Raw genomic sequence first — 12,907 nt, forward strand, 5'->3', positions numbered from 1 at the left:
GTTCTCCCGGGGCGAACAACAGGCCCGGCATGTGGTGGTTTTTTTGAGGGTCATGACCATGACTGTTTTGAACGCTGGTTTTGCGATGAATGTCGGGTTCAACGTGTTCCCTGGTGAGCAGGAAGCTGAAAAAAGGCCCGCCGATAGTGTCAGTGCCTTCAGTTCTACCGAGGGAAGGTTTGCTGAACACTTTGATACCAGCAGCCATTCGGCGGTCATCAAGATGATGATGGTCACGTTCGGCCCACGCCCCGTGGATATGTTCAGCGAGGTCAGGCGCGTCGGCGATGGTTACGTTGTCACTCTGAAAGATGGCTACACGTTGCATCTTTCCGGGCATGAGTTACGCCGTACAACAGCGGCGTCGAGATTTGTCGGCAGTGATTCAGGCACGATGGAGAATGCGAATTTTGCGTTGGCGGTCTTTATCAAACGCAAACAATTGTCCAGCGCTGACAGCAGTATCAACCGCCACTTTGATGCAGCGTTGTCGGCGTCTCTCCAGGGCGAGACTGCTTTTAATCTGCTCAAAGGCATGGGGATGAAGCGGTTTATGCGGCGGCTCCCTTCGCACCAGCTTGTCGGCAAGGACGCCGTTGGCGTGATGGAAGCTCACGACTTTGGGGCCTCATTGATCCGTAACGGGGTCGCGCATCGGTTTGACCGTCAATACCGCCCCGACCGACCTTACGTCTACGTGCTGGACAGCGCTGGGCAGACGAGGCACCACGCCGAGAAACCCGCGGGGATCCTGAATGGTTTTAATGCGGTTGAACCCAGGTTTGGCGAGTCGTTTGATGTCAGCAGCCATGCCGCCGTGATCAAGATGATCATGCTGAGGTTTGGCCAAAGCCTCACGGACATGCTTGAGAGCGTCACCCCGGCAGGCGGTGGCTATGACATCACGATGAAGGATGGTTTCGCGATTCACCTTTCCCAGCAGGAATTGGCGCAGGCGAGCGAAGCGTCGCGGTTCGCCGGGCCTGACCGGGACGCAGTGAGCCAGGCCAACTTCATGTGGGCGGCCTATGTAAAACGCAGGCAACTGACGCGCTTTGATCCTGCCCCGGACAACGCCTTTGAACGGTCTTTATCAAGCGCGCTAAAAGGCGATACGCCCTACAGGGTCTTGAAGGATCTTGGGATGATCGGCTTTTTGCGCTTGGTCGCCGCCGACAAGATGCAGGCGCGGGGTGCTGCCGGGGTGATCAATACCTTTGGCTATTCGAGCGCCTTTGTCCTGGAGGGCGTACAGCACAGCGCTGGAAGTAAAGCCCCTGTCGCCAGGTCGTATGGCTACATGCTCGCCGGTGAGATACCTGCCGGATTACCGATTGATTCAAGCGCCGTCGTTTCGCCAACCTCGGATGTGCCGGTGGGCATCAAGCCTGCCGATATCTGGGGCGGATTTTATCAAGGGGTCGAGGGTAATTGCGTCACGGTGTCCGCGATCAAGGCGGCGATGATGAAGTACGGTCAAAATCCCCGAGGCATCTATAAAAGCATCACCCCGACACGGGACGGTTTTACCGTGACCCTGCGCGACGGCTGTACGCTGCACCTGACCCATGACGAGCTGAACAAGGCCCGGGAAGGCTCACATTTCAAGGGCCCAGACAGCGGACTGCTCAAGGATGCGAATTTCCTGTACGCCGTCAGTGCCAAGCGGGCGCAAATGGAGAATCACGAGTTTCGCGCCGCCGCGAGTTTTGAGGCGGCCATGGGCACGCTCAATGATGGCGAGAGCCCGGGTGATGCGCTGCGGCGTCTGGGGTTGTACGCCTTTACGCGTCAGAGCAGCGTGCAGGAGTTGGCCGGTGGTGTGATCGGGACGCTGGCGAACTTTCGGCACTCCGTGGTCGTGGTTGATGGCGCGTTAGATGATTACGGGTCCCCAACCCGACTGCGGACATCGGGCTGGATGCGTGAAGATGGCACCGCGCTAAAGTTGGTTTAGAGACCGCGGCCCGGCCTGGACCAGCAACTGCCGAAACCCCTCCACCGGCAACGGTCGGCTATGCAAATACCCCTGGTACAAATGACACCCCAGCCCCTGCAAGAACGCCAATTGTTCGGTGGTTTCCACACCCTCGGCAATCACCTCCAGATTCAAACTGCGGGCCATGGCCACAATCGCACGGATGATTTCCGCGTCGTTGGGGTCATGGGTCGCATCGCGCACAAACGATTGGTCGATTTTCAGCGCATCCACCGGCAAGCGCTTGAGGTAGGTCAGTGACGAATAGCCGGTGCCGAAATCATCCATCGCAAAGCTCACGCCGAGCTTTTTCAGACGGCGCATCTTGCTGATGGTGTCGTCCAGGTTTTGAATCACGATGCCTTCGGTGATTTCCAGTTTCAACAGCGTAAAAGGCAGTTGGTGGGTGCGCAGGCTGCGCTCCACCCGCTCGACGAAATCGTTCTGGCGAAACTGCCGTGGGCTGATGTTCACGCACAGGCTGAAATTCAGCGGGTCCACCAAGCCCTCGGCGATCAGTTGCGCGAAGGTCCCGCAGGCTTCATCGAGGATCCAGGTGCCGACTTCCAGAATCAGCCCGCTGTCTTCCAGCACCTTGATGAATTCAGCCGGCGATTGCGCGCCCAACTGCGGGTGCTGCCAGCGCACCAGAGCTTCGGCGCCGACGATCCGGTTGCCCCGGGCATCCACTTGCGGTTGGTAGTGCACGCTGAATTCTCCGCGGGACAGGGCCAGGCGCAGGTCGGTTTCCATACGCAGCCGCTCGCTGGCGGTCTTCTGCATGCTGTTGTGGAACATCTGGATCGTGTTGCGCCCCGAGTCCTTGGCCCGGTACAGCGCGATATCGGCGCGCTTGAGCAAGTCTGCCGGGGTCGAGCCGTGATCAGGGATCAGCGCCACGCCGATGCTCGGCGTGACTTGCAGGCGTTGGCCATCCAGGAACATCGGTTCGGACAACAGTTCGCGCAGGGTATCGGCCAACTCCGAAACCTGGGCGCTGACTTGCAGGCGCGAGCCTTCCAGGCCACTGAGCAGCACCACAAATTCATCGCCTCCCAGGCGCGCTACGGTGTCCTCCATGCGCACGCTGGCTTCGAGGCGTGCGGTGACGATTTTCAGCACGGTGTCGCCCACCGGGTGGCCGAGGGAATCGTTGATGTGCTTGAAGTGGTCCAGGTCGAGGAACAGCAGGGCGCCCCGCAGGTTGTGGCGCTTGAGCAGGGCGATCTGCTGGCTCAGGCGGTCCATCAGCAGGGCGCGGTTGGGCAGGTTGGTCAGCGGGTCGTGATAGGCCAGGTGGCGAATCTGCGCCTGGGCGTTTTTCAGCAGGCTCACGTCCCGGGCGGTCAGCAGCAGGCACGGGGTTTCATTGAGGGTGATGGGTTCCACCGACACTTCAACCGCCAGCACTTCGCCGCGCTTGTTGTGCCAGAGCATTTCCAGGTGATGAATGCGGCCCTTGATCTGCAGCTCGGCCAATAACGCAGAGCGCTGGTTTTCGTCGGCCCAGATGCCTATCTGGTACAGCGTCAGGCCGATCGCCTCTTCGGCGCGGTAGCCGGTCAAGCGGCAGAAACCGTCGTTGACCTCGACATAGCGCCCGGTATCGCGTTCGGTGATCGACACCGCGTCGGGGCTGGAATGAAAAGCCTTGGCGAATTTCTCTTCGCTGGCTTTGAGCGCCGCTTCCGAGCGTTGCTGCTGGGTGATGTCCCGCAAGGTGGTGACGATGCAGGGTTGGTCACTGACCTGGATCAGGCGGCTGGAGATCACGCAGGTAAGGGCTTGGCCGTTCTTGTGATGAACGGTGATTGCCACGTTGCTCAGGGATTGTTCGCGAATCACCTGCTCGATGCGTTGCAGGCGCTTGCTGGGCTCATCCCACAAGCCGATCTGTTCGGCGTTGTTGTTGAGCACCTCGGCGGCGGTCCAGCCGAAGGTCTGAGTGAAGGCCGGGTTGATCTCGATAAACTGACCGGTTTCCAGGCGTGTCACGCAGATCGGGTCGGGGCTGGCGAGAAACAGGCTGGCGAACTTTTCTTCCGACGCGGTCAGGCGTTGTTCACGCTCGACCTGGTCGGTGATGTCGAGCAGCGTGCCGGCCATGCGCAGGGGCACGCCCAGTTCATCGCGATACAGGCGGGCGCGGCTTTCCAGGTAGCGCGAACTGCCATCTTCCAGTTGCACGCGATAGGTCAGTTGGTAGTTGCCCGCCGGGCCTTCGCGCAGGGTCCGGTAGGCATTGCGCATGCTCTCACGCTCTTCCCGGGGCATGCCTTCAAAAAAAGCGTCGAAGGATTCGTGGAACGGCTGGGGTTCCAGCCCGTGCAACTGGGCGGCGCGGGCCGAGCCGTAGAGCATGCCGCTGGGAATGTGCCAGTCCCAGGTGCCCAGTTGTGCCGAGTCCAGGGCCAGGTCCAGGCGTTCCTGGCTGTCCTTGAGGGCTTGCTCGGCGTTCTTGCGGTCGGTGGTGTCGAGGAAGGTGCTGATCAGGTAGTCCTCGCCGTCCAGCTCGACTTTCTGGGCGCTGAGGGTGCCATCGTGGATCTGCCCGTTGCTGGCGCGAAACTGCACTTCCATGGTGATGGGGGCGCCTTTGCGCTGGGTGGCCTTGACCAGGTGCGCGCGTTGTTCGGGGTGTACCCAGAGGCCCAGCTCCAATGTGCTGCGGCCAATGGCATCGGCCAACGGCCAGCCGAACAGGCTCTCGAAATACTGGTTGGCTTCGCTGATCAGGCCGTCCGTCTGGCGGGTCAGCAGGACCATCAGCGGGCACAAGTGAAACAGGGTGGCGAAACGCTTTTCCGAATGGCTGAGGGCGTGTTCGCGCTCGCGCTGGTGGGTGATTTCGCGGATCACCCCGATCATTCGCCGACGCCCGGCCTTGTCCGGTAGCAGGCTGCCGTTGATTTCCAGCCAGTGCAGGCTGCCATCGGGCCATTGGATACGGTGGTGCATGGCCTGGACAGCGGGTTCGCCGGCCAGCACCGCATGAAAGGCCCGGACCACCTTGGCGCGGTCCTCGGGGGCCAGCAGGTCCAGGTACTCCAGGTCTTCAGGCAGCGGCTGGCGCGGGTCGAAGCCGAACAGGGCCTGAGTGCCTCGGGACCAGCTGATCCGGCCGGTATCGATTTCCCAGCTCCAGGCGCCCAGCCGGGCTGCATTGAGGGCCGCCAGCAGTTGCGGCGCGCTGTCCCAGCTCTGTTCCGCTTCCTGTGGGTCCAGGGCGTAGATGCGGGGCAGGGGTGGCACGGTATCGACGGGGTTGCGCATTATCAAAGGGCCTTGGCTCAATGGGCGTTCGGCGCGGTTTCACGGTCTACGGGCCACAGCGATTCATGCCTGATTCCCTGGCAGATCGACCTGTGCATCCAATAGGCTCATGAAAGCCCGCGCAGCGTTCGACAGCGTCCTTTCGGTGTGCACGATATAGCCTAGCTGGCGACTGAGCTGTATGCCCGGCAAAGCGATGCGTGCCACCTGATCATCGAGCATCGTGCGCGGCAATACGCTCCAGGCCAGGCCAATGGAGACCATCATCTTGATGGTTTCCAGGTAATTGGTGCTCATGGCGATGTTCGGCGTGAGGCCCTGGGCCTCGAACAGTCGCTGCACGATATGGTGGGTAAAGGTATTGCCTCCGGGAAACACCGCCGGGTGCCGGGCGATGTCCGCCAGGTTGACGCTGCCGTTGCTGATCAGGCTGTGTTCGGGCGCCACCACGAAATCCAGCGGGTCGTCCCACACCGGGGTGGCGCGCACCAGTGTGTGGGGCTCCGGCGCGAGGGTGATCACGGCCACTTCGGCGCGGCCATGGAGGATTTCTTCGTAGGCCACTTCCGAATCGAGAAACTGAATATCCAGGGCGACGTTCGGGTATTCCCGGGTAAACGTGCGCAGTACGGGCGGCAGGCGATGCAGGCCAATGTGATGGCTGGTGGCCAGCGTCAGGCGCCCGCTGACTTCGCCGGTGAGGTTGGTCAGGGCGCGGCGGGTGTCGTCCAGCACGTTGAGAATCTGATAAGCCCGGGGCAATAACGCGCGGCCGGCTTCGGTGAGGCCGACTTCACGCCCCAGCCGGTCGAACAGTCGCACCTTTAATTGCTGCTCCAGGCCAGCGATACGCTTGCTGATGGCGGGTTGGGTCAGGTGCAGGCGTTCGCCGGCACCGGAGAAGCTGCCCGTCTCGGCGATGGCAATAAAGGCATTGAGGTTGGCCAGGTCCATTGTGCTATTCCAGTTGGTAATCCAAAGCATAAAAAATATGAATTTGAGTTATTTAATGTAGCGCCATACCATCAGCCTCACAAGCCAAAGGGTTATTGAATCGTTCAAGGCCCGGGGCATAGAAACACCTGATGAGGACCGCGTGATGGCCGGCAAAACGCTTTACGACAAACTTTGGGATTCCCATGAAGTGAAACGGCGCGATGATGGGTCGTCGCTGATCTACATCGACCGTCACATCATCCATGAAGTGACCTCGCCTCAAGCGTTCGAAGGCCTGCGACTGGCCGGGCGCAAGCCTTGGCGCGTCGATTCGATCATCGCCACCCCGGACCACAACGTGCCGACCACCCCGGAGCGTAAAGGCGGGATCGACGCCATCGTCGACACCGTGTCGCGCCTCCAGGTGCAGACCCTCGATGATTACTGCGACGAATATGGCATCACCGAATTCAAGATGAATGACGTGCGTCAAGGCATCGTTCACGTGATCGGCCCGGAGCAGGGCGCCACCTTGCCCGGCATGACCGTGGTCTGCGGCGACTCCCACACCTCCACCCACGGGGCGTTTGGCGCGTTGGCGCACGGCATCGGCACTTCCGAGGTGGAGCACGTATTCGCCACCCAGTGCCTCGTTGCCAAAAAAATGAAGAACATGCTGGTGTCGGTGGAAGGTGAGTTGCCTTTCGGCGTCACTGCCAAAGACATCGTCCTGGCGGTGATTGGCAAGATCGGCACCGCCGGCGGTAACGGCCACGCCATCGAATTTGCCGGCAGCGCGATTCGCGACCTGTCCATCGAAGGCCGCATGACCATCTGCAACATGTCCATCGAAGCCGGTGCCCGTGTGGGCATGGTAGCGGCGGACGAAAAGACCATTGCCTACGTCAAGGGGCGCCCATTCGCACCGAGCGGTGCCGATTGGGACGCGGCTGTCGAAGCCTGGAAAGACCTGGTGTCCGACGCCGATGCCGTATTCGACACCGTGGTCACCCTCGACGCCGCCCAGATCAAGCCGCAAGTCAGCTGGGGCACTTCGCCGGAAATGGTGTTGGCCGTTGATCAGAACGTGCCGGATCCGGCCAAGGAAACCGACCTGGTCAAACGCGGCTCCATCGAGCGCGCCTTGAAGTACATGGGCCTGAAAGCCAACCAGGCGATCACCGACATCCAGTTGGATCGCGTGTTTATCGGCTCCTGCACCAACTCGCGGATCGAAGACTTGCGCGCTGCGGCGGTGATCGCCAAGGGCCGCAAAGTCGCCTCGACCATCAAGCAGGCGATCGTGGTGCCAGGTTCGGGTCTGGTTAAAGCCCAGGCTGAAGCCGAAGGCCTCGACAAGATCTTCCTCGAAGCCGGTTTTGAATGGCGCGAGCCGGGCTGCTCGATGTGCCTGGCTATGAACCCGGACCGTTTGGAGTCGGGCGAGCATTGCGCGTCCACCTCCAACCGTAACTTCGAAGGGCGTCAGGGCGCCGGTGGCCGTACCCACCTCGTCAGCCCGGCCATGGCTGCTGCGGCTGCCGTCAACGGTCGTTTCATCGACGTTCGCGAATTGATCTGAGGAATACCCGATGAGAGCTTTTACCCAACACACCGGTTTAGTCGCGCCGTTGGACCGTGCCAACGTGGACACTGACCAGATCATTCCCAAGCAGTTCTTGAAGTCGATCAAGCGCACCGGTTTTGGCCCGAACCTGTTCGACGAGTGGCGCTACCTGGACGTGGGCTACGCCTACCAGGACAACTCCAAGCGTCCGTTGAACAAGGATTTTGTGCTTAACGCCGAACGTTACCAAGGCGCCAGCGTGTTGCTGGCGCGGGAAAACTTCGGTTGCGGTTCCAGCCGTGAACACGCGCCGTGGGCCCTGGAAGAATATGGCTTTCGCAGCATTATCGCGCCGAGCTACGCCGACATCTTCTTCAACAACAGCTTCAAGAACGGCTTGCTGCCGATCATCTTGAGCGATGCCGAAGTGGATGAGTTGTTCCAGCAAGTGGAAGCCAATGTGGGCTACCAGTTGACCGTCGACCTGGCGGCGCAGACCGTGACCCGTCCGGACGGCAAGGTGTATCACTTTGAAGTGGACGCCTTCCGCAAACACTGCCTGATCAATGGCCTGGACGACATCGGCCTGACCTTGCAGGACGGTGATGCGATTGCAGCGTTTGAGGCCAGGCACCGGGCGAGTCAGCCTTGGTTGTTTCGCGACGCGTAACCCACTGTAGGAGCGAGCTTGCTCGCGAAAAACCTGAGATCGCCACGGGGTGTCAGATGCCCAGCGTCATCGTTGGCGACCTTCGCGAGCAAGCTCGCTCCTACAAAAAGCACAACAACGAGGAGCTTCCCATGACCAGCACCGCCCACACCCAAGTCGTGCAAAAACAATTCGGCGAACAGGCCTCGGCCTACCTGAGCAGCGCAGTACATGCTCAAGGCACCGAATTCGCGCTACTCCAGGCCGAACTGGCCGGGCAGGGCGCTGCACGACTGCTGGACCTGGGGTGCGGCGCCGGTCATGTGAGTTTCAACGTTGCACCGCTGGTTAAAGAAGTGGTGGCGTACGACCTGTCCCAGCCAATGCTCGACGTGGTCGCCGCCGCTGCCGTGGACCGTGGCCTGGGCAACATCCGCACCGTGCACGGCGCCGCCGAGCGCCTGCCGTTTGCCGATGGCGAGTTCGACTTTGTGTTCAGCCGCTACTCGGCCCACCACTGGAGCGACCTCGGCCTGGCCCTGCGTGAAGTGCGCCGGGTGCTCAAGCCGGGCGGTGTGGCCGCGTTTGTGGACGTCTTGTCACCGGGCAGCCCGCTGCTGGACACTTACCTGCAAACCGTCGAAGTGCTGCGCGACACCAGCCACGTGCGCGACTATTCCGCCGGCGAGTGGATGCACCAGCTCAGCGAAGCCGGTTTGCATGTACGCAACAGCAGCCGCCAGCGCCTGCGCCTGGAATACACCTCGTGGGTGGAGCGCATGCGCACCCCAGAGGTATTGCGTGCCGCGATCCTGGAGCTGCAAAAGGCGATGGGCCAGGAAGTGCGCGATTATTTCGAGATTCAAGCCGATGGCACCTTCAGCACCGACGTGCTGGTGGTCTGGGCCGAACGCTGATTAATTTTTCCCGACCTGCCCGCGGGCGGGTCGCTTGATGAAATGAGGAACCCATGAGCAAGCAGATTCTGATTCTCCCTGGCGACGGCATTGGTCCGGAAATCATGGCCGAGGCGGTCAAAGTCCTGGAAGTGGCCAACACCAAGTACAGCCTGGGCTTCGAACTGAGCCACGACGTGATCGGCGGCGCGGCCATCGACAAACACGGCGTGCCCCTGGCCGACGAGACCCTGGCCCGTGCGCGCGCAGCCGACGCCGTGTTGCTGGGCGCCGTGGGTGGCCCGAAATGGGACAAGATCGAACGTGACATCCGCCCTGAGCGCGGCCTGCTGAAAATCCGTGCGCAACTGGGCCTGTTCGGAAACCTGCGCCCGGCGATCCTTTACCCGCAGCTGGCGGACGCTTCCAGCCTGAAACCGGAAATCGTCGCGGGCCTGGACATCCTGATCGTCCGCGAACTGACCGGCGGTATCTACTTCGGCTCGCCACGGGGCGTGCGCGAGTTGGAGAATGGCGAGCGTCAGGCCTACGACACCCTGCCGTACAGTGAGAGTGAAATCCGCCGTATCGCCCGTGTCGGTTTCGACATGGCCCGTGTGCGTGGCAAGAAGGTCTGCTCGGTGGACAAGGCCAACGTATTGGCCTCCAGCCAGCTGTGGCGTGAAATCGTCGAGGAAGTCGCCAAGGACTACCCGGACGTCGAGCTGAGCCACATGTACGTCGACAACGCCGCCATGCAACTGGTGCGTGCACCCAAGCAATTCGACGTGATCGTCACCGACAACCTGTTTGGCGACATCCTGTCCGACCAGGCCTCGATGCTCACCGGTTCCATTGGCATGCTGCCGTCGGCGTCCCTGGATGCGAACAATAAGGGCATGTACGAGCCGTGCCACGGTTCGGCGCCGGACATCGCCGGGCAGGGCATTGCCAACCCGTTGGCGACCATTTTGTCGGTGTCGATGATGCTGCGTTACAGCTTCAACCTGACCGACGCGGCGGATGCCATCGAGAAGGCTGTGAGCCTGGTGCTGGACCAAGGCCTGCGCACCGGCGACATCTGGTCCCAGGGTTGCACCAAGGTCGGTACGCAAGAAATGGGCGACGCAGTAGTCGCCGCGCTGCGGAATCTGTAATCTCTCGGGCCCGCTTGCAGATGTTGCTGCAAGGCGGCCCACTTTTGAACAAGGTGTAGTTGCGATGAAACGTGTAGGTCTGATCGGTTGGCGCGGTATGGTCGGTTCCGTGCTCATGCAGCGGATGCTGGAAGAGCAGGATTTTGATCTTATTGAGCCGGTGTTTTTCACCACCTCCAATGTAGGTGGTCAAGGGCCGTCCGTGGGCAAGGACATTGCTCCGCTCAAGGACGCCTACAACATTGAAGAACTGAAGACCCTCGACGTCATTCTGACCTGCCAGGGCGGCGACTACACCAGCGAAGTCTTCCCCAAGCTGCGTGAAGCCGGCTGGCAGGGCTACTGGATCGACGCCGCTTCCAGCCTGCGCATGCAGGATGACGCGGTCATCGTCCTGGACCCGGTCAACCGCAAGGTGATCGATCAGCAACTGGACGCGGGCACCAAGAATTACATCGGTGGCAACTGCACCGTCAGCCTGATGCTGATGGGCCTGGGCGGCTTGTTCGAAGCCGGCCTGGTGGAGTGGATGAGCGCCATGACCTATCAGGCGGCCTCCGGTGCCGGCGCGCAGAACATGCGTGAACTGATCAAGCAAATGGGCGCGACCCACGCGGCAGTCGCCGATCAACTGGCTGACCCGGCCAGCGCGATCCTCGACATCGACCGCCGTGTGGCCGAAGCCATGCGCAGCGAAGCCTACCCGACCGAGAACTTCGGCGTGCCATTGGCCGGTAGCCTGATCCCGTGGATCGACAAGGAACTGCCTAACGGCCAGAGCCGTGAAGAGTGGAAGGCCCAGGCCGAGACCAACAAGATCCTTGGTCGCTTCAAGAGCCCGATCCCGGTGGACGGCATCTGCGTGCGCATCGGCGCCATGCGTTGCCACAGCCAGGCGCTGACCATCAAGCTGAACAAAGACGTACCGATCGCCGATATCGAAGGGCTGATCAGCCAGCACAACCCTTGGGTCAAGCTGGTGCCGAACAACCGCGATATCAGCATCCAGGAACTGAGCCCGAACAAGGTGACCGGTACCCTGAATGTGCCGGTTGGCCGTCTGCGCAAGCTGAACATGGGCACTCAGTACCTGGGCGCGTTCACTGTCGGCGACCAATTGCTGTGGGGCGCGGCTGAGCCGTTGCGTCGCATGCTGCGGATCTTGCTGGAGCGGTAATCGCTGCTTGTAATAAGAAACCCGCGTTCTGGTGACAGGCGCGGGTTTTTTATTGGCCCAAAGGCCGCTATCGCAGGCAAGCCAGCTCCCCACACTTGACCGTGTTCACAAATCAGAATGTGGGAGCCGGGCTTGCCCGCGATGGGGCCATCAGCCACACCACAAGCCCCAGCCAATTGCCTCACCCCCGGCCACCCGGTAAAGTGCCGCTCCCCCCAGCAATGCCCGAGGCAGCCCCCATGACCCAGACCTTTGATATTGCCGTGATCGGCGCTACCGGCACCGTTGGCGAAACCCTGGTGCAGATCCTCGAAGAACAGGACTTCCCGGTAGGCAACCTGCACCTGTTGGCCAGCAGCGAGTCGGCCGGGCATTCGGTGCCGTTTCGAGGCAAGAACGTGCGGGTACGGGAAGTCGACGAATTTGATTTCAGCAAAGTCCAGCTGGTGTTCTTCGCCGCCGGCCCTGCGGTCACCTTGAGTTTCGCTCCACGCGCCACCGCCGCCGGCTGCACGCTGATCGACCTGTCCGGCGCCTTGCCGGCCGATCAGGCGCCGCAGGTGGTGCCGGAAGCCAATGCTCACGTCCTGGATGGCCTGAAAAAGCCGTACCAGGTCAGCAGCCCAAGCCCATCGGCCACCGCCCTGGCTGTGGTGCTGGCGCCACTGCGTGGCGTGCTGGATATCCAGCGTGTCAGCGTCACGGCCAATCTCGCCGTTTCCGCCCAAGGCCGTGAAGCGGTCAGCGAACTCGCCCGGCAGACCGCCGAGTTGCTGAACGTACGCCCGTTGGAGCCAAAATTCTTCGATCGGCAGATGGCCTTCAACCTGCTGGCCCAGGTCGGCACGCCTGACGCCCAAGGGCACACCGCGCTGGAAAAGCGCCTGGTGCACGAATTGCGCGCCGTGCTGGAAATGCCTTTGCTAAAGATTTCCGCAACCTGCGTTCAAGCCCCGGTGTTTTTTGGCGATAGCCTGACTGTGTCACTGCAATTGGGGGCAGCGGTCGATCTTGCCGCCGTCAACCTTGCCCTGGACTCGGCGCCGGGTGTCGAACTGGTAGAAGAGGGCGATTACCCCACAGCGGTTGGCGATGCGGTCGGTCAGGACGTGGTTTACGTGGGTCGGGTGCGTGCCGGTGTTGATGACCCGGCGGAACTAAATATGTGGCTGACGTCAGATAACGTACGCAAAGGTGCCGCACTAAACGCCGTACAACTGGCGCAGTTGTTGATAAAAGGCCTTGTGTAAAAGATACTTGGCGGCAATTTGTAG

The 12,907-nt window shown here is 61.2% G+C and carries 9 protein-coding genes and 1 pseudogene; 7 read left to right on the forward strand and 3 right to left on the reverse strand.

Annotated features, from left to right (window positions below):
• Positions 1-58 precede the first annotated feature (58 nt).
• Positions 59-1,957 (forward strand): hypothetical protein, encoded by a 1,899-nt coding sequence (locus ACUN0G_RS09195; protein ID WP_445573183.1) that lies wholly within the window; start codon positions 59-61, stop codon positions 1,955-1,957.
• On the opposite strand, the gene ACUN0G_RS09200 is transcribed toward ACUN0G_RS09195, so the two are convergent.
• Both ACUN0G_RS09200 and ACUN0G_RS09205 read right to left on the reverse strand, forming a co-directional pair.
• On the reverse strand, positions 1,943-5,251 hold the full coding sequence (locus ACUN0G_RS09200; RefSeq protein WP_445573184.1) for an EAL domain-containing protein: 3,309 nt from the start codon (positions 5,249-5,251) through the stop codon (positions 1,943-1,945). The genes ACUN0G_RS09195 and ACUN0G_RS09200 overlap by 15 nt on opposite strands.
• 63 nt (positions 5,252-5,314) lie before the next feature.
• Positions 5,315-6,205 carry a LysR family transcriptional regulator gene (locus ACUN0G_RS09205; protein ID WP_017478796.1) on the reverse strand — a complete coding sequence of 297 codons (891 nt, stop codon included), beginning with the start codon at positions 6,203-6,205 and terminating at the stop codon, positions 5,315-5,317.
• Between the two features lie 145 nt (positions 6,206-6,350).
• On the opposite strand from ACUN0G_RS09205, the gene leuC reads away from it, so the two are divergent.
• Together leuC and leuD are read left to right on the forward strand one after the other, a co-directional pair.
• Positions 6,351-7,769, forward strand: a complete 1,419-nt coding sequence (leuC, locus tag ACUN0G_RS09210; RefSeq protein WP_003212658.1) for a 3-isopropylmalate dehydratase large subunit — start codon at positions 6,351-6,353, stop codon at positions 7,767-7,769.
• A gap of 10 nt (positions 7,770-7,779) precedes the next feature.
• Positions 7,780-8,424, forward strand: coding sequence for a 3-isopropylmalate dehydratase small subunit (leuD, locus tag ACUN0G_RS09215; RefSeq protein WP_005789771.1), 645 nt, complete (start codon positions 7,780-7,782; stop codon positions 8,422-8,424).
• A 2-nt stretch (positions 8,425-8,426) separates the two neighbouring features.
• On the opposite strand, the pseudogene ACUN0G_RS09220 reads toward leuD, so the two are convergent.
• Positions 8,427-8,516 (reverse strand): annotated as a pseudogene (locus ACUN0G_RS09220) (outer membrane lipoprotein carrier protein LolA); the annotation flags it as partial.
• Positions 8,517-8,555: 39 nt separating this feature from the next.
• Here ACUN0G_RS09220 and ACUN0G_RS09225 point away from each other — a divergent pair.
• The 4 genes from ACUN0G_RS09225 to ACUN0G_RS09240 all read left to right on the forward strand — a co-directional run bounded on the left by ACUN0G_RS09225 (position 8,556) and on the right by ACUN0G_RS09240 (position 12,883).
• Positions 8,556-9,320, forward strand: a complete 765-nt coding sequence (locus ACUN0G_RS09225) for a class I SAM-dependent methyltransferase (protein WP_445573185.1) — start codon at positions 8,556-8,558, stop codon at positions 9,318-9,320.
• Positions 9,321-9,373: 53 nt separating this feature from the next.
• The gene (leuB, locus tag ACUN0G_RS09230) at positions 9,374-10,456 is read left to right on the forward strand and encodes a 3-isopropylmalate dehydrogenase (protein WP_445573186.1); all 1,083 of its coding nucleotides are present in this window, start codon (positions 9,374-9,376) and stop codon (positions 10,454-10,456) included.
• A gap of 64 nt (positions 10,457-10,520) precedes the next feature.
• Positions 10,521-11,633, forward strand: coding sequence for an aspartate-semialdehyde dehydrogenase (gene asd / locus ACUN0G_RS09235; RefSeq protein ID WP_010175747.1), 1,113 nt, complete (start codon positions 10,521-10,523; stop codon positions 11,631-11,633).
• A 239-nt stretch (positions 11,634-11,872) separates the two neighbouring features.
• A complete protein-coding gene (locus tag ACUN0G_RS09240; RefSeq protein ID WP_445573187.1) occupies positions 11,873-12,883 on the forward strand; it encodes an aspartate-semialdehyde dehydrogenase in 1,011 nt (336 codons plus the stop codon).
• Positions 12,884-12,907 lie beyond the last annotated feature (24 nt).

The organism is Pseudomonas sp. 32A (genome assembly GCF_052682255.1).